At 34.7% G+C, this 19,843-nt stretch carries 24 protein-coding genes; 1 reads left to right on the top strand and 23 read right to left on the bottom strand.

Annotated features, from left to right (window positions below):
* Window positions 1-9: 9 nt before the first annotated feature.
* The 23 genes from atpA to A2530_RS01850 form a co-directional block, all read right to left on the bottom strand.
* Window positions 10-1,527, bottom strand: coding sequence for a F0F1 ATP synthase subunit alpha (atpA, locus tag A2530_RS01960; protein ID WP_294884414.1), 1,518 nt, complete (start codon window positions 1,525-1,527; stop codon window positions 10-12).
* Between the two features lie 21 nt (window positions 1,528-1,548).
* Window positions 1,549-2,082, bottom strand: coding sequence for a F0F1 ATP synthase subunit delta (locus tag A2530_RS01955; RefSeq protein WP_294884416.1), 534 nt, complete (start codon window positions 2,080-2,082; stop codon window positions 1,549-1,551).
* A gap of 1 nt (window position 2,083) precedes the next feature.
* Window positions 2,084-2,602 carry a F0F1 ATP synthase subunit B gene (locus A2530_RS01950; RefSeq protein ID WP_294884417.1) on the bottom strand — a complete coding sequence of 173 codons (519 nt, stop codon included), beginning with the start codon at window positions 2,600-2,602 and terminating at the stop codon, window positions 2,084-2,086.
* A gap of 9 nt (window positions 2,603-2,611) precedes the next feature.
* On the bottom strand, window positions 2,612-3,034 hold the full coding sequence (locus A2530_RS01945; protein ID WP_294884419.1) for a FoF1 ATP synthase subunit B': 423 nt from the start codon (window positions 3,032-3,034) through the stop codon (window positions 2,612-2,614).
* A gap of 126 nt (window positions 3,035-3,160) precedes the next feature.
* Window positions 3,161-4,003: a ParB/RepB/Spo0J family partition protein gene (locus A2530_RS01940; protein ID WP_294884421.1), complete on the bottom strand. Its 843-nt coding sequence runs from the start codon at window positions 4,001-4,003 to the stop codon at window positions 3,161-3,163.
* A complete protein-coding gene (locus A2530_RS01935) occupies window positions 4,000-4,785 on the bottom strand; it encodes a ParA family protein (RefSeq protein WP_294884422.1) in 786 nt (261 codons plus the stop codon). Before A2530_RS01935 ends, A2530_RS01940 begins: the two co-directional genes overlap by 4 nt.
* Window positions 4,782-5,417: a biotin--[acetyl-CoA-carboxylase] ligase gene (locus A2530_RS01930; RefSeq protein ID WP_294884424.1), complete on the bottom strand. Its 636-nt coding sequence runs from the start codon at window positions 5,415-5,417 to the stop codon at window positions 4,782-4,784. Before A2530_RS01930 ends, A2530_RS01935 begins: the two co-directional genes overlap by 4 nt.
* The gene (fmt, locus tag A2530_RS01925; protein ID WP_294884425.1) at window positions 5,398-6,333 is read right to left on the bottom strand and encodes a methionyl-tRNA formyltransferase; all 936 of its coding nucleotides are present in this window, start codon (window positions 6,331-6,333) and stop codon (window positions 5,398-5,400) included. Before fmt ends, A2530_RS01930 begins: the two co-directional genes overlap by 20 nt.
* Window positions 6,323-7,096 (bottom strand): glutamate 5-kinase, encoded by a 774-nt coding sequence (proB, locus tag A2530_RS01920; RefSeq protein ID WP_294884426.1) that lies wholly within the window; start codon window positions 7,094-7,096, stop codon window positions 6,323-6,325. Before proB ends, fmt begins: the two co-directional genes overlap by 11 nt.
* A gap of 27 nt (window positions 7,097-7,123) precedes the next feature.
* Entirely contained in the window at window positions 7,124-8,233 is a 1,110-nt protein-coding gene (gene obgE / locus A2530_RS01915) for a GTPase ObgE (RefSeq protein ID WP_294884427.1), read from the bottom strand.
* A gap of 204 nt (window positions 8,234-8,437) precedes the next feature.
* Complete coding sequence (rpmA, locus tag A2530_RS01910; protein ID WP_294884428.1) at window positions 8,438-8,695, bottom strand: 50S ribosomal protein L27; 258 nt, start codon at window positions 8,693-8,695, stop codon at window positions 8,438-8,440.
* A gap of 27 nt (window positions 8,696-8,722) precedes the next feature.
* Window positions 8,723-9,031, bottom strand: a complete 309-nt coding sequence (rplU, locus tag A2530_RS01905; RefSeq protein ID WP_294884429.1) for a 50S ribosomal protein L21 — start codon at window positions 9,029-9,031, stop codon at window positions 8,723-8,725.
* 177 nt (window positions 9,032-9,208) lie between these two features.
* A complete protein-coding gene (gene hypA / locus A2530_RS01900; protein WP_294884430.1) occupies window positions 9,209-9,550 on the bottom strand; it encodes a hydrogenase/urease nickel incorporation protein HypA in 342 nt (113 codons plus the stop codon).
* Between the two features lie 101 nt (window positions 9,551-9,651).
* Entirely contained in the window at window positions 9,652-11,340 is a 1,689-nt protein-coding gene (locus A2530_RS01895; RefSeq protein ID WP_294884432.1) for a hydrogenase maturation protein, read from the bottom strand.
* 3 nt (window positions 11,341-11,343) lie between these two features.
* Entirely contained in the window at window positions 11,344-12,342 is a 999-nt protein-coding gene (gene hypE / locus A2530_RS01890) for a hydrogenase expression/formation protein HypE (protein ID WP_294884433.1), read from the bottom strand.
* A 12-nt stretch (window positions 12,343-12,354) separates the two neighbouring features.
* Window positions 12,355-13,044, bottom strand: a complete 690-nt coding sequence (locus tag A2530_RS01885) for a CHAD domain-containing protein (protein ID WP_294884435.1) — start codon at window positions 13,042-13,044, stop codon at window positions 12,355-12,357.
* 6 nt (window positions 13,045-13,050) lie between these two features.
* The gene (locus A2530_RS01880) at window positions 13,051-13,539 is read right to left on the bottom strand and encodes a histidine phosphatase family protein (protein ID WP_294884437.1); all 489 of its coding nucleotides are present in this window, start codon (window positions 13,537-13,539) and stop codon (window positions 13,051-13,053) included.
* Between the two features lie 3 nt (window positions 13,540-13,542).
* Window positions 13,543-14,562, bottom strand: a complete 1,020-nt coding sequence (locus tag A2530_RS01875; RefSeq protein WP_294884438.1) for an aldo/keto reductase — start codon at window positions 14,560-14,562, stop codon at window positions 13,543-13,545.
* 64 nt (window positions 14,563-14,626) lie between these two features.
* On the bottom strand, window positions 14,627-15,856 hold the full coding sequence (locus A2530_RS01870; RefSeq protein WP_294884440.1) for a P-loop NTPase fold protein: 1,230 nt from the start codon (window positions 15,854-15,856) through the stop codon (window positions 14,627-14,629).
* A complete protein-coding gene (hypD, locus tag A2530_RS01865; RefSeq protein ID WP_294884626.1) occupies window positions 15,853-16,995 on the bottom strand; it encodes a hydrogenase formation protein HypD in 1,143 nt (380 codons plus the stop codon). The genes A2530_RS01870 and hypD overlap by 4 nt, the downstream gene beginning before the upstream one ends.
* A gap of 1 nt (window position 16,996) precedes the next feature.
* Window positions 16,997-17,287, bottom strand: coding sequence for a HypC/HybG/HupF family hydrogenase formation chaperone (locus A2530_RS01860; RefSeq protein ID WP_294884441.1), 291 nt, complete (start codon window positions 17,285-17,287; stop codon window positions 16,997-16,999).
* Window positions 17,287-18,087 (bottom strand): hydrogenase nickel incorporation protein HypB, encoded by an 801-nt coding sequence (gene hypB, locus A2530_RS01855; protein WP_294884443.1) that lies wholly within the window; start codon window positions 18,085-18,087, stop codon window positions 17,287-17,289. The genes A2530_RS01860 and hypB overlap by 1 nt, the downstream gene beginning before the upstream one ends.
* Window positions 18,088-18,127: 40 nt before the next feature.
* Window positions 18,128-18,769: a hypothetical protein gene (locus A2530_RS01850; RefSeq protein ID WP_294884445.1), complete on the bottom strand. Its 642-nt coding sequence runs from the start codon at window positions 18,767-18,769 to the stop codon at window positions 18,128-18,130.
* A 277-nt stretch (window positions 18,770-19,046) separates the two neighbouring features.
* On the opposite strand from A2530_RS01850, the gene A2530_RS01845 reads away from it, so the two are divergent.
* Window positions 19,047-19,775, top strand: coding sequence for a PmeII family type II restriction endonuclease (locus A2530_RS01845; protein ID WP_294884447.1), 729 nt, complete (start codon window positions 19,047-19,049; stop codon window positions 19,773-19,775).
* The last annotated feature ends 68 nt before the right edge of the window (window positions 19,776-19,843 follow it).

Raw genomic sequence — 19,843 nt, 5'->3', positions numbered from 1 at the left:
AAGTTTTCCTTATGCCACTACGAAGCTAGATTTAAACTCTTCAAGTGCTTTTTTCATTAGTGCATTAGTATCATCATCTACTTTAGAAGTGCTTCTAATATTTTCAAAAATTTGAGGATAAGATGCCTCAATAAAAGGATATAGCTCAGCTTCAAAACGAACAACATTTGATGGTGCCATATCATCTAAGAAGCCTTCATTACCTGCAAAAATAATCATAACTTGTTTCTCAGCAGAAAGTGGAGAGAAAGGTCCTTGTTTTAGAACTTCTACCATTCTTTGCCCACGCTCTAACTGATTACGAGATGACTCATCAAGATCAGATGCAAACTGAGCAAATGCTTGCAGCTCACGATACTGAGCAAGGTCAAGTCTTAGAGTACCTGCAACTTGTTTAGTAGCTTTAATCTGAGCAGCACCACCAACGCGAGAAACTGAAAGACCTACGTTAATAGCAGGACGAATACCTGAGTTAAAAAGTTCAGTCTCTAAGAAAATCTGACCATCAGTAATAGAGATAACATTTGTAGGAATATATGCCGCTACATCTCCTGCTTGTGTCTCAATAATAGGAAGAGCAGTAAGTGAACCTGCTCCTCTTTCATCAGAAACTTTTGCAGCTCTCTCTAAAAGACGAGAGTGAATATAGAAAACATCACCAGGGTATGCTTCACGACCTGGAGGGCGACGAAGGATAAGTGACATCTCACGATATGCAACTGCATGCTTAGATAAATCATCATAAACAATTAAACCATGTCTAGAATTGTCACGGAAATATTCTCCCATAGTAACACCGGTATATGGTGCTAAAAATTGAAGAGCTGCCGCTTCAGAAGCAGTAGCAGAAACAATAATAGTATATTCTAATGCACCATGGTCTTCTAAACGACGAATTATTTGTGCAATAGTTGACTCTTTTTGTCCAACAGCAACATAAATACAAATAACACCATTGCCTTTTTGATTAATAATAGCATCAAGAGCAACTGTTGTTTTGCCTGTTTGTCTATCACCGATAATAAGTTCTCTTTGACCTCTACCAATTGGAACTAAAGCATCAATCGCTTTAATACCGGTTGCTAAAGGTTCATGAACAGATTTTCTACTCATAATCCCAGGTGCCTTCTCTTCGACAAAGCGAGTCTCACTTGTCTCAATAGGACCTTTACCGTCAATTGGCTCACCTAATGCATTAACAACACGACCAAGTAGTGCGTCACCGACAGGAACACGAAGAAGACGACCTAATCTTTTTACAGATAAGCCCTCTTTCAACATAGACCCTGGTCCAAGTATAACAACACCTACCGTACTCTCTTCAAGGTTCATAACTAAACCTCTAGTTCCCTCTTCGAACTCTACCATTTCACCTGCCATAACATTACTTAGTCCGTAAACTTGCGCAACACCATCAGCATAAGAAACAATTTTACCTGTCTCATTAATATCAACACTTAGTTCAAAGTTGTCAATACGCTCTTTAATTATTGAGCTGATCTCATCAGCTTGAATTTTTGCTACCACTACACATCTCCTCTCATGAAGTTAAATTGCTTTTACAATATGTTCTATAATTTGACTATTGATTCTTGCTTTAGAAAAACTTATTTCTACTCCAAGATCTTCAACATCTACTTTAATACCGTTAAAATCGTTTTTCACAAACTTTAATGATATTTTAGAGTCAAATTTTCTACCTAAACCGCTGCTTAAATCTTCCAAAACTTTTGCATCAATATTGCTATCGCTATATACAATTCCACTATAGCTTTTACTAGTTAAAGCAATGTCTTTTCTTATAACTTCAGCAATTGCAGGGATAATATTAATACGATTTTGCTCTACAAGCAGTTTTATTAAGTTTTCAATATTTTTAGAGCCAGATGATTTAACTGCTGCCAATAAAATTTCTGATTTTTGATTTTTACTTATATCCGGATGATTAATGATTTGATTAAATTTCTCATCATTAAAAGATTCAGCTAAAACAGAAAAAACGAGAGCTATGCTTTGAATAGACTCTAAATTAGAACTCTGTTTAATAGCTTTAAGATATCTTTTTGCGATTAATTCTTCCATGTTATGCCACCTTCTTTAAGATAACACTAGCCATAGCTTCTTTATCAAAACCATCATCACTTTGGCTCAATACATCTTTTAGTGTATTTTCAACAACACTGCGAACCATTTTTCTTTGTTCATACTCAATTAGCGTAGCTTGTTGTTTAACTAATATTTCTATATCTGCTTCGCATTGTGTCATAATATGGTCGTTTACGATTTTATTCTCTTTTTTAGAGTTAGCTACTAAATCTGCAGCAAACTTTTCAGCTGCCGTTATTTTCGCTAGTGCCTCTTTTTTTAGAGAAACAGACTCTTTTAACTTATCTTGCACTTTTTTCATCTCATCAGCAATTAACCGACTTCTTGATGCAAAATAGTTCTTTGCAGGCTCAGCAACAAGATACCAAATCAATCCGGCAAACAATAAAAAGTTAACTGTTCTTTGAATTATATCGGTATTAGCATGTTCTGCGCCACCACTAGATGCCAATGCATAGGTCGACATCATTAGCATAAATACTAAAATTCTACTCACATTACATCCTTATATTTGACTGAATTTAGCTTTTACAGCTTCTTTAAACAGTGGGATTTGTAATTTTAAATCACTACTCAACTGTTCACTAGATTGAGCAAGCAATTGCTCAAATTCTAAATACTGACTAGCTAATTCAGCACGTTTCGCTTCTAACTTACTCTCTGCTAACTCTTTAGCATCCGTAATAACTTTCTCTCTCAGTGCCGCAGCTTCCAATTTAGCATTTACAATTATTGATTGTGCTTTTGACTCAAGTTCGTTAATTTCATCATCATTAGAACCTACTTTTTCTAGATCTTTTTTGATGTCCTCATCTCTTTTGTTCATATAAGCAAATAACGGATTATAAAGCCAACTGTTTAGAACGGCAATAAGCGTAAGAAACACGATTAATGTAGCTACAAGTAGTATCGGATTTATATCTAACATAGCACCTCCTAAAAGTTGCGTGATTATACTATGTTAAAATTAAAAGAATTGTTAAACTGACAAAATATTTAAACTTTTTTTATATTTTTTACAAAAAATTTTAAATTCAAGTGATATAGAATTAAGTTACTCTACAAAATAGTTTAAAAATATGTCAATTTGATTTTTATTATCAAATTCAATAGTCAAACTTTTATTTGAATTTTTTATTTTAAATCCTAAAGCAGACAATTTATCTTTTATCTCTTTAAAATCATACAAAATGGCTTCAACTTTATCGTCTGATTCAGCTTTGGCATTTTTTATACTTTTTATAGTAGCTTCAACTTCCCTAACACTTAATTTTTGCCCTACAATCGAATTAACTATAAGTTGCTGTTGTTTTTCATCAAGTCCAACTAAAACCTTTGCATGTCCGGTACTGATTTTTTTCTCTATTAATGCTCTTTGAGTTTTTGAAGATAGTTGCAACAGTCTAATGGTATTAGTTATATGTGTTCTGCTTTTATGAATTTTTATCGATAATTCATCTTGAGTAATATTGTGCAGTTTGATAAGTTCGCCATACGCATGTGCAAGTTCAATAGAGTTTAATTCATCTCTTTGAATATTTTCAATTAGTGCAAACTGTCTCATTTTCTGTTCGTCACTGTTTAAAACAATAGCACGAATTGTTTTTAGTTTTGCAAGTTTTGATGCGCGAAGTCTTCTCTCTCCTGCAATAAGTACATAACCGTCAACATCTTCCGTTACAATAATTGGTTGTAGCAACCCATCATTTTTTATCGACTCTCCTAATTCGTACAAGGAGTTCTCTTCAAAATGTTTTCTAGGCTGAAAAGGGTTCGGTCTTATATCTTTTAGTGAGATTTCAATAATAGAATCTTTTTGAGGAACTTCATTTTCATAAGCCTCTTCTATTTCGCCTAAAAGTGCGCCTAAGCCTCTGCCTAATTTTTGACTTTTCATATTTCCATAATCGCTTGTGCTAAATTTTGATATGAGATAGAACCGCTTGATTTTACATCATATAAAATAGCCGGTTTTCCAAAAGATGGAGACTCCGCTAACTTTACATTTCTAGGAATTACTATTATTTCCCCTGTAGTATCTTTAAACAGCTTACTACTAAAATGTTGTTTCAAATCTGCGAAAACTTGTTTAGAGAGATTGTTTTGTGGACTAAACATTGTAGGTAAAAAACCTTTTATTATTAGTTTTTGATTAATAGACTTTCTTACTAATTTGACTGTATTTAAAAGCTGCGCAAGTCCTTCAAGAGCAAAAAATTCACACTGTATCGGAATAATCACAGAATTAGAAGCTGAAAGTGCATTAATCGTCATTGGTCCAAGTGCAGGAGGAGAGTCTATAATTATATAATCATAATCCTTTAAAACATTTGCTATTGCTTTTTTCAAAACAAGTTCACGTCCTTTGGAATTTTCGGCGTCATAATACTCTTTTTCTATTCCTACAAGTCCAATATTTGAGGGTGCCAAATGAAGAGTAGGAAGTTCTGATTTTAAAATAATATCTTTTAATTTTTTTGTTCCGATAAGTACATGATAAATATTGAATTCGTAATCATTTCTATGAAATCCTAATGAAGTCGTAGCATTTGCCTGTGGATCCGAATCTATTAAAAGTACTTTTTTTTCTGCAACGGCAAGTGAAGCAGCTAAGTTTACAGCAGTAGTTGTTTTACCGACACCGCCTTTTTGATTTGCAATTACAATCACTTCACTCATCGTCTGCTATATATCCTCTCACCGTTGATTAGAATAGATCCATCGCTTTGCAATGAAGCATCATTTAAAGAAATTATTAAATTTTTATCATGTGTATAAAAGTTTTGATTCTTATAGAATTCTAACTTATATTTGCTAAAAACTTGCTTCCATGAACTCTTTTTTTCTATATTCATAAAATATGTTTCAAGAAGTTTATTTCTATTTATTACTATATCCAGCTTTTGGAAATTTTCTGGAGCATTGGTTGTATTTAGCCCGATACCGCATACAAGGGTATCTTTAACCATATTAATAATAACTCCACCGACTTTTAAATTATTAATGTAGAAATCATTTGGCCATTTTAACCAAACTTTTGAATTAAATCCTTCTAACGTCTCTTTTAAGATATAAGAAAAATAAATAGATGCTGACTCTAGTTTTAAATCATGCGGTAAATCTTCTATCTTGATTGCAAAAGATAAAAAAAGATTTCCGTCCATGCCGCTCCAAGAATTTTCTCTGCTACCTACCCCGTCTGTTTGAGAATATGCAACAACTGCATAGGGTAGAGAAATTTTGTTCTGCGCAACTAACTCTTTTAAATATTTTTGTGTAGAGCCTATGCTCTCAAGATAGAGTATCTGCAATATTTAATCTTTTGCCGTTTATATAAGATAGAATGTCCATCTCATTTTTTGATTGCGGTTGAACTCTAAGTACCTTTATGCTTCCGCTTTTACATCCGACTATAATACTCTCTTTATCTACATGTAAAACTTTTCCGCTCTCGTTTTTACTATCTTTTTCAACAAGTTCTATTTTTGTAAGCTTTAATCCGCTACTTAAATATACTCCGGGCCAAGGCGTAAAAGCACGGTATTTATTATAAAGAGTATATGCATCGTCAAATTCCACTTCACCGTCTTTTTTATTTATCTTTGAACAGTGTGAAGATATATAATCATCTTGTTTTACGGGTGTATATAAAGTAAAATTTTCTAATACGTCTATTGTTAATTCAGATGCGACCTCTGTTAATCTATAAAAGAGCGATTCAACCATCTCATCTTCATCAACATCAACTTCTTTAATTTTTATTATATCTCCAGTATCAAGTCCAATATCCATAAGCATTGCCGTAACGCCGGTTTTATTGTCTCCGTTTAAAATAGTCTGCTGAATCGGGCTTGCTCCTCTGTACTTGGGCAATATTGAAGCATGCAAATTTATACAAGGAGCATGTTGCAAAACTTCAAGCGGTAGTATCTGACCGTAAGCGGCCACAACTATGTAGTCACACTCAATTTTAAGAAGTTCATTAATTACATTGTCGTCTCTTAATCTGTTTGGCTGATAAACTGATATATTATTTTCTAATGCAATAGTTTTTACAACCGGAGGAGTTAGAACTTTTTTTCGCCCTACCGGTTTATCAGGCTGAGTATATACGGCTACGACATCAATATCTTTAGTAGCAATAATTTTTTTTAAAATAGCGCCTGCATAATCAGGCGTACCCATAAAAATAATTTTTACCCCAAGGGCACTTGCTTCACTGCGCATAATTATCTTTTGTAAAAAGAGTTCCGCCTACATGTCTGTTTTGAAGCATAAGACTTTTTATATCGCTTAAGTCATATCCACTTGTAAGCACCATATCTATACCGTGAGTAAGTAGATAATTTGCAGCTTTTAGTTTTGTTAAAATTCCGCCCGTAGCAAAATTTCCATGCGGTGTAGCCTCTTTCTCTAACTCATCTTTATCAATAAAATTTACTATTTTTACTATTTTAGCATCCAAATATTTTCTCGGGTCTTTGTCATAATAACCGTCTATATCAGATAATATAATAAGTAAATCAGAAGCCGTATGTTTTGCAACATATGCTGAGAGTTGATCATTGTCTCCAACAACTAGCTCTTTTGTCGTTGTTGCATCATTCTCATTTATTATCGGAATAACTCCATTTGAGAGAAGCGTATCTACGGTATCTTTTATCTTTTTGCTCTCATCTTCAATATTAAAATTTGCAGCAGTAACTAAAACCTGTGCTGTTAAAATATTGTAGTTAGAGAATTTTTTGCCATATTTGTTCATAAGAATAGGCTGACCGATAGAAGCCAAAGCCTGTTTATTTTGCAATATACTTCTATCTAGTTTTAACGCAGTATATCCGGCAGCAACAGCGCCTGATGAGACAAGTATTACTTCATTTGTTTTTCTAAGCTCAAATAAAAAATCAACCAGCGTTCTCATTCTCTCCAATGCAATTGCATCATTCTCTGTTAGAACAGCGCTTCCAACTTTTACAACTACTCTTCTCATATTTGTTATCTCTGAATTATGAAATATCTATTTACTATAAAGTCTATTAGTTTGAACTAAATTAAACAAAGCATGCTTTAGCGGTTCTATATTTTTATTTGTAGCCGAAGATATCGGTGCAATAAAATATGGAACTGTTCTATCATATCCTAATGTTTCGTCTGGAGTATTTTGAATAAAATAAGGGATTTTTTCGTCAAAACCAAGCTCATTGTTTTTAGTAGCTTCTACACCTATTATCTCTAAAAACCCGCTAACCAAATCACTGATTTCATCAGGTGCAATAATATCTACTCTTGTCAAAGCGATAGCATATTTACTATCTCCAAGTTTATCGGAAAATGCTGCCACTTCCGCTTTTAGAGTCTCTATCTGCTCTCTTAAATCTCTATAAGATGCCAAGTCAACCATAAAAAGCAAAATCTCAGTTCTTTCAATATGTCTTAAAAATTCTATTCCAAGACCTTTACCCTCATGAGCACCGCCGATAATTCCAGGAATATCAGCCATAATGAATGACTCAAAATCTCCTATATTTACTTGTCCAAGTTTTGGCGTAAGAGTTGTAAACTCATAATTTGCTATTTCGGGACGTGCATTTGAAACAGTTGAAATAAGAGTAGATTTCCCTACATTCGGAAAACCTACAAGCCCTACATCTGCAATAAGTTTCAAATCAAGTGTAATTCTTCTAGTCTCGCCCTTTTCTCCGGGTTGCGCATAGGTAGGTCTTTGATTTGTCGAAGATTTAAAGTGAGTATTTCCAAGACCGCCTTTTCCGCCGCTTATAAAAAGCTCTTCTTGCCCGTCAATTAACATGTCAAATAAAACTTCATCATTATCTTCATCAATTATTTGAGTTCCAGGCGGAACTATAATAACTTTTTTAGTACCTGATTTTCCTGACATATTAGAGCTCTCACCCGGAGCACCGTTATCTGCTTTGATATGCATCTTTTTTTGAAAATGAGAAAGAGTGTGAGTATTATTATCGCATTTAAACCAGATGTCTCCACCCTTTCCGCCGTCACCGCCGTTTGGACCACCGTTTATAACAAACTTTTCACGACGAAATGAAACACATCCCGGGCCACCTTTTCCTGAAGAAACCGTAAGTTCTACTCTATCTGTAAACAAGCTCTTTCCTTATTATTTTTAGCTAGTAATTAGCTGTGTAAGATTTCTAAATGATTTCAGAAATCGATAGTAAACTTGACACTTAAAAATTTAAAAATTAACTATAACAAAAAGAGTAAATTGTTAAATATTTAAATTATGTCAGGTTAAAAACCCTATATTTGAAGTAGAAATATTTGAGCATACGCTCAAATATTTGTAGAATTATGCAGCAGGAACGATTGAAACTTGTTGGCGTTTTTTATCTTTTCTGTGAAAAGAAACAACACCGTCAACTAGTGCAAATATCGTATGGTCTTTCCCCATGCCAACATTTTTACCAGGATGAACTTTAGTTCCTCTTTGACGAATAATAATGTTACCGGCTACTACAGCCTCTCCACCATACTTCTTTACACCAAGTCTTCTACCAGCCGAGTCACGATTATTCTGTGTACTACCTTGACCTTTCTTATGTGCCATCTTTAATCTCCTCTAAGTTTTATTAGCTTATGCCGCTATGCTCGTGATGCGAACACGAGTGAAGTCTCTTCTGAAACCTCTTTTTACTTTACTGTCTTTACGACGACGTTTCTTAAAAGTCATAACTTTTTTATCACGACCTTCATTAATAACCTCAGCAGTTACAACAGCACCCTCTACAAAAGGTGCTCCCATTTTAAGTTCGCCTGCATTAACAGCCAAAACTTCTTTAATTTCGATAGTAGCTTTAGGCTCAAGAGACATTTTATCAAATAATAAAATATCGCCCTCTTGAACTTTATACTGCTTGCCACCGTTTTTGATAATTGCGTACATGTACAATTCCTTAAAATCTTTAATAATTAATTCTCTTGAATATATCAAATACCATAAATTCAAAAGTATCATTTCTACAAAAAGTCTGGAATTGTATCTAATCAAGCTTTAAGTTTTGTTTAATTCTTAACCTAATTTCTATATGTCCATAAATAAAATTAATTTTATTTTACTTATCTACTCAAGTTCTAACTGCATTAAGTACATCTCTTCTCCATCAATAACATCAATATCTGTACTTTCACACTTGGGACAGTAATACTCTAAAGTGTTTAAAACTACCTCGTTTAGGCACTTATTGCACCTTATAACAACATTTTGAACATTTATTATAAACTCCGCTTCTTCGCAAAGAGTCTTCTCTTTAAAGGTATCAAACGCCGTTTTTAAAAGTTCAGGTTCAACCCCGCTCATAACACCTATTTTTACTACGACTTTGGTTACTTTTGTGGCGTTGTTTTTTACTGCATTCTCTTCACATGAGTCTAAAAGAGATTGAACAATACTATATTCATGCATATCTATTCCTTGATTTTATTTCATAAAATAAAGGGAACCCGCCCCTTATTTACATAACGGTATCGGAAGTATACCCTCAAGGGGCACCTAGATTCCGCTACCTACGCTAACGCTAAGTTTCCTTCGGCAGGAAGCCCATCGTACTGGTACGATTTCAATCTTTGAGGTGTTTTTAGCGAACATACTTTATAGACAAATTCATATCTTAGTTTATGAAACAAGCTATCTTCGTCCCAAAACTCAGGATACATTATTTTCAACTCCTGCTCTTTTTTCTGCTCTATCATGTCAATATTTTGAGATAAATATTCCTCTTTTTCATATAAAAAATCACTGTATTTATCTTCATCTTCTATTAAGCTTTGTGCAAACTCATTGAGAGATTTAAAGTAGTTTTTATCTTCATAAACCTTATCAACCATGCCGATTTGAAAAGCTCTCCTTATACTTATCGGCAGACACTTTGCCAAAAGCTCGTCAGCCTTTTCTTTGCCGAGCCTTTTTTCTAAAGTATAAGTATGATACTCGCTTCCGCTAAGTCCTAAAGTCTTATAGTGAGGATTCAAAACCACTCCCTCTCGTGCGACTACATAATCACATGCAAGAGCTAAAAAAACTCCGCCCGCTCCCGCATTTTTACCTAAAGATGCAACCGTAATAACATCATCGGCAAAAAGTATGGATTTAACAACATCGTTCATGGCGTTTATGTTGCTCCAGCCGTCCTCGCCTTGCTTCTTGGAGTCTTCAAGTATGTTTAGGTGTATGCCGTTACTGAAAAAATCCGCTCCGCCCATCAAAACTACGACTTTGCAACTCTCTTTTAAATACTCAAATGCATATTTTAGCCTTATACACTGCTCAGAGTGCATTGCTCCGTTATGAAAATTAAAGTACACATACCCTATATTGCCTATGATTTTAGAGCTTATCTCATGAAAAGTCTTCTCTGCAACTTCACTGATTAAAGGTATGCGAATCTCTTTAACACCCTTTATCTTATCTTTTAAAACATAGGTCGAGGGAAGTTTAAATCTGCCGACTTCTAACATGTGGCTTATCCACAGCGCTCCGTCAATCGTGCCGACACAAATTGCTCCGTCTCTTTTTGCAATTATCTCTTTTGGTTCTCCTAGCAAAGTCTCTTCCTCATGCGCACCGAAGAGATAACACTCTACTCCCAAAAACTCATCTTTGACACCGGGATAGCTGTCGCTTACATGTATCTTTTTTATAATCTCTTTTGTAGTATCTCTTTGCCAGTCGATGGCTCTATCTTTTTGTGTAAGATATGCATGTATAGGTGTTTTTAACTGCGGAGTCGGTTTGTACTCTTTATCGTTTAAATTTTCAAGCAGGATTTTAACAGCTTTTGAAGCGGCATCGGCAACTTCGTTTCTGTATATGGAAGCCTTATAAGTCTCTCTCATCTCAAATCTAACTTCGGCATATATATTTCCGCCGTCAAACTCTTCGTTGGCTTTTAGTATCACAACTCCCCACTCTTTTTTATTCTCTTTTATAGCATGGTCTAACGCATTGTGACCTCTGTCGCCTCTGATGCCCGGATGGAGAATAAAAGTCGTAGTTTTTAGAAATATCTCTTTAGGTATATATCTTTTGAGATATGGGCAAAATATGATGTCAGGTTTAAATTTTTGAACTTCGTCTATTACCTCTTTATCACTTGTAAAAAACTGTACCGAGACTACATGTTGCATATCTTGAAGCTCACAAAAGAGTCTCTGCGAAAGAGAGTTAAAAGACGATACGAGTAGAAGTATTTTCATTTTTTAACAGATTCTAGGAAGAAGTTCGCCGCTTGGCGTATCTAAAAATCTTGAAGTCCCCCAGCTACTCTTAAGAGTGACTTTTTTTAGATGAGTATCCGTTACTTTACCGATAACAGCCGCATTTTTGCAACTCTGGAAACTCTTTAAAATATCAACAGCTTTTTGGGCATCCTCTTTTTTAACCGCAAGCACAAACGTGCCCTCGTTTGCCAAAGCAGTCGCTTCAAAACCGAGCATTTCACAGATGCCTTTTACCTCATCGCTAACGGGAATACTCTCTTCCTCAACTTCTATGCAGATATTTGACTGCTTTGCCCACTCGTTTAGCACCGCACTCACTCCGCCTCTGGTTGCATCTCTCATAGCCGTTATTTTTATGTCCGCGTCCAAAAGAGCTTTTACCTGAGGAAATAGCGACTCACAGTCACTTTTAAGCGAACTGCTCATCTCTATTCCCTCGCGAGCGACAAATATAGCCGCACCGTGACACCCGATATCACGATTTACTATGATGACGTCATCTTTGATTATATTGTTTGAACTTATCCCTTTTTTTAAAACTTCGCCGATTCCCGTCGTGTTTATAAAAATCTTATCGACACTTCCGCGAGGTACTACTTTTGTATCGCCGCTTACAACGATAGCACCGTTAATTTCAAGCTCTTTTTTCATACTTCGCACAATTTTCTCAAGCTCTCTTGTAGGAAATCCCTCTTCAATAATTACACTACATGTAAGATATCTTGGTCTCGCTCCCATCATTGCCAAATCGTTACATGTACCGCAAACCGCAAGCTTGCCAATGTCCGCTCCCGCAAAAAACAGAGGCGAAACAGTAAAGCTATCTGTTGAAAACGCAAGCTCTCCGTTATGAATAATCGCCGCATCTTCGCTTTTGTCCAGTATCTCATTTTTAAAAGCTTTGTAAAAAACATCTTTTATCAGCTCGTTGTTCTCTTCTCCGCCGTTTCCACATGCTAGGCTTATTGTTTTAGTCAATCTGTTTCTCCATTATTTATATTTACTCTTTGATTTTAGCTTCTCGTAAAGCTTTTCATTTTCTTCTTGCGTAAATTTCTTTATCTTTTCATACAAAGATTCTTTTACGTCGTAGCTACGAAGCCTCTCTATGGCGTTGTAGTTGTCGTTTATCGCGCCTAATGTATCTTTCATGCTTGTTAAATTTTCTATCTTCTTCTCATCTTTTTGAGAACTGTTTTTTTCTCTATAAAGCTTTTTTTTAATGTAAATTCTATATTTATGCAGCTTCTTTTTATCCAGCTTTGGAAGTCTCATTGTGAGCAAATTTTGCGAGGTTTCGTCTTGCTCTTCTTTTTGCTCTGCACTCTTTGGAATTTGTAGATTTTTAAGATATTTAGAGAGTTTTTTTATCTCCTCTTTTCTCGCATCATCTTTTGTTTTTGATGCTATCTCTTCTTGAACTTTTTTTCTCTGTTTTTTTGGCAATGATGTAAGGTAGTCACTAAAAAAGACATCGATATCTCTGATTTCATTGCTTAACGAGATAACTTTTTTTACGCTCTTAGCGAACGCATCATCTTTACTTAGCAGAGAAAAAAGTTCTCTGCACTTGATGCGCAGAGCGTGGATGTCTTCGGCACTTTGCAAAGATTTTTTTCTGAAATGTTTGACGACTTTTTTAAACTCTTTGAGTTTTTTTTCTACCTGTTTGTTCTGCATAGGTTATCACTCACTTTTTTTTGGATACTCAAGGGAGAGGAGTTTTGCATTTTTAGGTTCTATATCTGCCCATTTTTCACATGCAAACGCTATTTCTACAACGCCGCATGTCGGAATATTTTCTTCATGATGTACATAATAGTTCGCCAAATCGTTTAAAGAAGGATTATGCCCTACCAAAAAAACAGTCTTGTTTTTATCATCAAGCGCTCTTAAAATTTTGCTAAGTTCATTAACGTTTGCTTCATAGATATTTGCATCAAAGAGCACCTTTTTTTCATAGCCAATCTCTTTAGCAATTATCTCAGCAGTTGTTTTTGCCCTCTTTGCGGGGCTTGAGATGATGATGTCGGGCATGATGCCCTTTTCTTTGAGCCGCTCTCCCATCATCGGGGCATTTTTTTTGCCTCTTTTATTTAACGGTCGCTCAAAATCCTCTAACGTCTCATTTTTCCGGCTCGATTTTGCATGTCTGATAATGTATAGTTTTTTCATCTCTCATCCCATCGGGTACATAATCTCTTGCTGTACCGCTTTTATCTCATTCATAGTCTCTTCACTCAAAGTCATATCTAACGCGGCAAGTGACTCATCCAACTGCTCGGCATTTCTTGCTCCGATAATCGTTGAAGCGACAAAATCAAACTGCTTTGTGTAAGCAACCGCCAAAGTTACGGGAGAGATTTCAAGTTTTTTTGCTATCTCTACATAACGCGCTGTAGATTTTAGAGTTTTTTCATTGACGAACCTTGTGGCTTGCGAGTTGAGACGGGTACTTTTACTCAACATGTAGTCTGAATAACGCGCATTCTCAGGATAAAATTCGCCGTTATATTTACCGCTCAAAACGCCGCCTGCAAGCGGAGAGTAAGAGAGAAGCGATATCTGCTCTCTTTTACATACATGCGCAAGCTCATCTAAAAACCTTGGATTGTTCAAAGAGAAATTATTTTGTATGGATTCAAACCTTGATATACCTAATCTTTTTGAAGTCTCATTTGCTTTTGTAAGTCCGTAAGCAGTCTCATTTGAAGTTCCGATGTATCTTACCTTGCCCTCTTTTACCAACGCATCAAAAGCTTTCAGAGATTCCTCAATAGGTACAACAGAGTCTGGCCAATGCATCTGATATAGATCTATATAATCTGTCTGTAATCGCTTTAAACTCCCTTCAATTGCACATTTGATATGAAATGAGTCAATTGCGGTATAGCCATGACGGATGGGCGGAACAAACCAGCCGTTTGCAGCACCCGCAACTTTTGAAGCTAAGATAATGCTATCTCTAGGTTTACTCTTTAACCATTTTGAGATTATAGTCTCACTCAAACCCACATCTTCAGCTCTAGGCGGAACTGGATAAAGTTCGGCTGTGTCAAAAAAGTTAATCCCTCTTTCATACGCTTTATCCATAATCTTAAAAGCTTCCCCTTCATCGCTCCAAGAACCAAAACTCATAGTTCCAAGCCCTATCGGAGTGACTCTAAGCCCTGTTTTTCCTATGTATCTGTACTTCATGTCAAACCCTCTTACTAGATTTATATCGTATTACTGTAAACTGTAAGCTTATTGTTTTATTCGTCTACAGAATCCCTGTTTCAATAAAACTATTTATTTCATTTAATATTTTTACTTCTGTTTGATTATTAGTTTCACTATAATTACCTAATTTAAAGCTATACATAAAATGTAAACTTTTTATTAATGATTCATTTTCATTAATAAAAATCAATAACGCTTCCTTCTCTTCCCCATTATCTTTATCTTTAAATAAAATTTCTTTTTTAAGATTATTAATAAATTTATTGCTATACCTATCATTTCTCCGTATATAAGATATTATAAATTTATAGTTTATCTCACTTTCAACCTCTATTTTTGTTTGATTTACATACTTGGCTTGCTCAGGAGTAGTATCTTTTTGATATGGGTTAAAAGGTCCTCGAGTATCAGTTTCTTCTATCTTTGCCTTAAATATGTGATGATTCAATATAAAGTTTATATTTACTAATGCAAAATATCTTAAGAAAAAATCAGTATTAAAATTTTCATTATTCTTAGTCCATTCGACTACATTATCCAAAACTTGTATAAAAATTCTTGCATTAACAATACCAACATCTGCAAAAGTTGTTTTAAGAATGTCTTTATGTTGTATTAACTTTTGATAACTATCGTCTCTAAAAATAATCTCAAAAAGCTCATCACATGTAGGGTTAAACATTAAATATTTTGAGACACTTTTTTCTTTTACTGTTGTAAAAATTTCTTTTTCTTTTCCTTCAAACACATCACTATTTAATATTATTACAACTTTGCATTTAAAGCTTGTGGCAAGTTGTGTTATAAAACCAAAGAGGTCATTTAAATCTATATCTTGTGATTTTCTCTCAAAATCATCAAAACAAATTGCCACACCTTCTTTTAAGCTATTTTTGCCGAAACTATTAATAAGTTTATTTTTAATATCTTCTAATTTTTCACCTGAATTTGGAACAAAAATATTTGCTATATTCTTTGTAATACTTCCAAATAATGATAAATTTTCCACTATCTTATTATCGTCAGGCAACTCTTTTAAAATCGATTTTGTTAAAACTTCATTTTCAATATCAAGGATTGATTTTTTACCATATAGACTTACATAAATATTTTTATCTAACTTTTCTCTTATTTCATTATCCCAAAAATGTGTTTTACCACTTCCCCATGCACCTGAAAGCATAATAACTTTGCCGTTACTAAGCTTATCATTTAACAGATAGCCTTTACTGCCGACAAGATATTCTTTTAATTTTTCAATGTTGTTCATACCAAATTCCCATACTTATAATACGCCGCACATGCTCCCTCTGAGCTTACCATACAGCTTCCTATCGGGCTGGTAGGTTTACATGCCGTACCGAAGATAGTACATTCAGGCGGGTTTGCCATCCCTCTTAGTATGTCTCCGCAGATGCAGAGTTTATGGTCTTCTATCTCGCCAATGGGTAAAACATCTTTGTAGATAACTTCCGCGTCGTAAGCTTTAAACTCCGGTTTTAGTTTTAGTCCGCTTTTTGGTATATTTCCCAAACCTCGCCATTTGAACAGTTCTCTTTTTTCAAAGTATCTCTCTATCAGCTCTTGCGCTTTAGTGTTTCCATCATAAGTGACAAGTCTTTTGTACTCCACTTCAAGCTCACATCTGCCCTCGATAAACTGTTTGACTATCATGCTGATTGCCTGCATAACATCCACTGGCTCAAAACCTGAGACAACTACAGGTCTGCCGTAATCTCGTGGAAACTCCTCATAAATTTTGCTTCCGCTTATAACGCTTACATGTGAGGGTCCAAGGAATGCATCTATCTTGTTGTTGTAGCTATCTACATGTATATCCCTGCTGTCTATTAGCTCTCTCATGACCTCTGGAACCGTTACATGGTTTATATGAAAGTAGATATTTTTGATATTTTGCTTTATTACCGCATCAAGAAGTGCCGCTGTCATTGGAGTTGTTGTCTCAAAACCTATAGCAAAAAATATAACTTTTTTCGCAGGATTTTCATTTGCGATTTTTAAACATTCCAAAGGCGAATATACAAAACGAACATCAGCACCTTTGCTTCTTGCACTTTGCAGACTTCCGTTGCTTCCCGGTACTTTTATCATATCGCCCAAAGTTACCAAGATAACATCTTCTTGCATCGCCAAAACGTATGCATGGTCAATTCGCTCTTTTGGCATGATGCAAACGGGACATCCCGGACCGTGGATAAATTTTATGTTTGAGGGGAGTAGTTGAGGCAGCCCATACTTCATGATAGTGTGTGTATGTCCACCGCAAACTTCCATGATGTTTATGGGATTTTTAAGTTTTTTAGCATCTTCTTTGATGATTTTTGCATAAGCTTTTATAGTCTCGCCGTCTCTAAAATCATCATATAGGTTTTTAAGCTCCAACTCCATGTTATGCTCCACTATTTGGGCATTCATCCGCTTCTAAAATCGCTTGAAGCCTATCCTCTTCATTCATCGCATCTATGATTTCCTTGTAGAGTGCCAAACTCTCTAACGCTTCCGTCTCATCAATCTTGTTCATAATAAAACCGATATGCAAAAGTACATAATCGCCTACATGTATCTCCTCTTCGCTCATAAGAGATAAAGAAGCTTCTCTTTGAACACCCATCGTATCGACAGTTGCCACTTCATTTTTCTTATCTATTTTTACTACTTTTGATGGTATTGAAAGGCACATTATCTCATTCCTATTTTAAACTTTATCCACGCGGCAACTTTTTTGATAGATTCTTCATCTTTGGTACTGACTTCAAGTATGTCAACGTTTGGTTTTAGCTTTCTTGCCGTATCTTTCTCTTTTTGTATATCGTACTCAAAATATGGAAGCAGGTCTGTTTTAGTAAAAAGAATCAAATCTGCTTGACGAAACATAACAGGATATTTGGCTATCTTGTCTTCGCCCTCCGGAACACTGACAAGTACTATGTTTAAGTGACTTCCTACATCATAACTCGCAGGGCAGACTAAGTTTCCGACATTCTCTACAAAACAGACATCCATATTGTCCAAATCCATGTGATGCAAAGCTTTATGAACCATAAACGCATCCAAATGACAAGCCGAACCTGTTTGAATCTGATGAGCTTGTATCCCTTTTGCCTTGAGTCTATCTGCATCACGACTTGTCTCCAAGTCGCCCTCAACAACACCAAATTTAAAATCAGCCAAATCCGACAAACTCTCTAAAAGTGCAGTTTTTCCGCTTCCGGGACTGCTCATAAGGTTTATACATAAAACGCCGTGAGAGTTAAAATGCTCTCTGTTATGTCTTGCTTCATGGTCATTTTTATCTAGTATTTTTGTAATAACAGATATAGTTTTAGGGTCATTTAACTGAGGATTATCATGCAGATGAGCGTGAGCGTTTTGATGTTCGTGAGAATCTCCGTGATGATGCTCATGATGCTCTTTGTGATGATGTCCATGTGAATGTTTCTCTTTATGCTCTACAATGCTACAACCGCAATCTTTACACATATTTTATTCCTTAATTTTATTTATTAGATTTTTTTTATTTCTATCCGATTAACATGTTTGAGCCTACAACAACCGACACAATCCCTGCCGTTGTAAATACTCTTCTTAAGTTCTGTTTTGAGTTTAATAGATTTTTATTTATATAGAGTATTACGACTCCAAAACCTACAAATATGCTCATAACTCCAAGCGTAAAAGCTAAAACCATTACAAAATCAACGCTCTGCCCTTCAATAGCACCCAGAGTTATAAGCATTCCGCGAACTCCGCCTATTCCCATTAATGTACCGATAGTAAATGCGGAAGCACTATCCGCATTGCCGTGACTATGCTCTTTTCCAAACCAGATATGCAGATGCTCTTTGCCGCCGTGTATATGTTTTTTTAGTTGAATACGGTCGGTAAAGACCATATATAAGAGATAGACTCCTATACTTAAAATGACAAAAGATGAGAGAATGTCTCCATAACCAAGTAAAACATCGCTTACATGATAACTCTGCAATATTTTTGCAAATACAAAAAGAGACAACCCGTGCCCTATCGCAAAGAGAGTAGTAATGAGCATAGTTTTATTTCTGTTTTTACCGATTGAAAAATCGGCAATAGCCGTAAGATGATCGGGTCCAAAAGCATGTAATACACCGTACCAAAAGATAAGTAACAATCCTAAATTTTCCATATACATTTCCCTTTAACTGAATAGGCGTTCATATTATATATCTTTAAAATAAATTTAAAATAAATTTTATAATTTCTTATCATAGTTTTAGCAACAAATCATGCTAAAATTTTTTATGAAAGAGGTAAGTAACAATATTTTTTACTATCTAAAAGAGATTGAGTTTAAGTTTAATTATTCTAAAAAGATACAAGAAAAAATTTTAATTGATTTTTATAAGGAATAAACTAAATTTTATATACTATGTGTAACCTATTTAAAATTATGGAAAATCATTATGACTGAACAAGAAAAATTTGAAATTTTACAAAAAGCCAAAAAGTGGTTTAAAGAATCAATAGCAGAAAACCATATTAAAAATACATTGAAACTCTCTGATATAAGCCAATTCAATGTCAACCCATTTTTGTTAACATATCTATCAAACTTTTTAGAAGGAAATCATGACCCTATTAGCATCGCTAAAGCATTGATATATCCTAGAGTCCTTGGCACATCAATAAATACATCTTTTGGAACAAATATTCAAAAATTCACTTCATCAGTTTTGTCATCCTATGGAAGTACAACTTCCGGCATAGATATTGAATTTATTGATATGATTGATGGTGAAAAAAAATATTGTCAACTTAAATCAGGACCAGATACAATAAATAAAGATGATGTGGAAACTATAGCTAAACACTTTATTGATGTCATAAATTTATCTAAAGCTAATGGACTAAAAATAGGTTTTAATAATTTAATAGTTGGCATTATATACGGAGAAATACATGAGATAAATGCACACTATAAAAGAATTTCTAAACAATATCACTACGATACTGTTATTGGGAATGATTTTTGGCATAGATTGACAGGAGATAGTGAATTTTACACAGATTTAATAAAAGCAATAGGAGAAGTAGCAATTCAAGCCGACTTTAAACACGAACTTGACGGTGTGATTGAAGAACTTTCGAAATCAAAATATATACAAGATTTATCTTCAGAGCTAAATTCTTAAAAAATATGACATATTGCAATATTCTTTTCAATACAAATCTAACTAAAGTATACTATAATCTAAGAAAG

The sequence above is a fragment of the Sulfurimonas sp. RIFOXYD2_FULL_34_21 genome (genome assembly GCF_001830805.1).
In the GTDB taxonomy this organism is placed as follows: domain Bacteria; phylum Campylobacterota; class Campylobacteria; order Campylobacterales; family Sulfurimonadaceae; genus Sulfurimonas.
The sequence above is the reverse complement of the archived record's forward strand: the minus strand, read 5'-3'. Positions and strand labels throughout refer to the sequence as shown.

What these genes read in the sequence shown, in the direction of transcription:
- A2530_RS01955 (WP_294884416.1), bottom strand. Translation starts at nt 2,082, where the DNA reads ATGGAAGAATTAATCGCAAAAAGATATCTTAAAGCTATTAAACAGAGT.
- A2530_RS01945 (WP_294884419.1), bottom strand. Translation starts at nt 3,034, where the DNA reads ATGTTAGATATAAATCCGATACTACTTGTAGCTACATTAATCGTGTTT.
- A2530_RS01940 (WP_294884421.1), bottom strand. Translation starts at nt 4,003, where the DNA reads ATGAAAAGTCAAAAATTAGGCAGAGGCTTAGGCGCACTTTTAGGCGAA.
- A2530_RS01935 (WP_294884422.1), bottom strand. Translation starts at nt 4,785, where the DNA reads ATGAGTGAAGTGATTGTAATTGCAAATCAAAAAGGCGGTGTCGGTAAA.
- fmt (WP_294884425.1), bottom strand. Translation starts at nt 6,333, where the DNA reads ATGCGCAGTGAAGCAAGTGCCCTTGGGGTAAAAATTATTTTTATGGGT.
- proB (WP_294884426.1), bottom strand. Translation starts at nt 7,096, where the DNA reads ATGAGAAGAGTAGTTGTAAAAGTTGGAAGCGCTGTTCTAACAGAGAAT.
- rpmA (WP_294884428.1), bottom strand. Translation starts at nt 8,695, where the DNA reads ATGGCACATAAGAAAGGTCAAGGTAGTACACAGAATAATCGTGACTCG.
- rplU (WP_294884429.1), bottom strand. Translation starts at nt 9,031, where the DNA reads ATGTACGCAATTATCAAAAACGGTGGCAAGCAGTATAAAGTTCAAGAG.
- hypA (WP_294884430.1), bottom strand. Translation starts at nt 9,550, where the DNA reads ATGCATGAATATAGTATTGTTCAATCTCTTTTAGACTCATGTGAAGAG.
- A2530_RS01895 (WP_294884432.1), bottom strand. Translation starts at nt 11,340, where the DNA reads ATGAAAATACTTCTACTCGTATCGTCTTTTAACTCTCTTTCGCAGAGA.
- A2530_RS01885 (WP_294884435.1), bottom strand. Translation starts at nt 13,044, where the DNA reads ATGCAGAACAAACAGGTAGAAAAAAAACTCAAAGAGTTTAAAAAAGTC.
- A2530_RS01880 (WP_294884437.1), bottom strand. Translation starts at nt 13,539, where the DNA reads ATGAAAAAACTATACATTATCAGACATGCAAAATCGAGCCGGAAAAAT.
- A2530_RS01875 (WP_294884438.1), bottom strand. Translation starts at nt 14,562, where the DNA reads ATGAAGTACAGATACATAGGAAAAACAGGGCTTAGAGTCACTCCGATA.
- A2530_RS01870 (WP_294884440.1), bottom strand. Translation starts at nt 15,856, where the DNA reads ATGAACAACATTGAAAAATTAAAAGAATATCTTGTCGGCAGTAAAGGC.
- hypD (WP_294884626.1), bottom strand. Translation starts at nt 16,995, where the DNA reads ATGGAGTTGGAGCTTAAAAACCTATATGATGATTTTAGAGACGGCGAG.
- A2530_RS01860 (WP_294884441.1), bottom strand. Translation starts at nt 17,287, where the DNA reads ATGTGCCTTTCAATACCATCAAAAGTAGTAAAAATAGATAAGAAAAAT.
- hypB (WP_294884443.1), bottom strand. Translation starts at nt 18,087, where the DNA reads ATGTGTAAAGATTGCGGTTGTAGCATTGTAGAGCATAAAGAGAAACAT.
- A2530_RS01850 (WP_294884445.1), bottom strand. Translation starts at nt 18,769, where the DNA reads ATGGAAAATTTAGGATTGTTACTTATCTTTTGGTACGGTGTATTACAT.
- A2530_RS01845 (WP_294884447.1), top strand. Translation starts at nt 19,047, where the DNA reads ATGACTGAACAAGAAAAATTTGAAATTTTACAAAAAGCCAAAAAGTGG.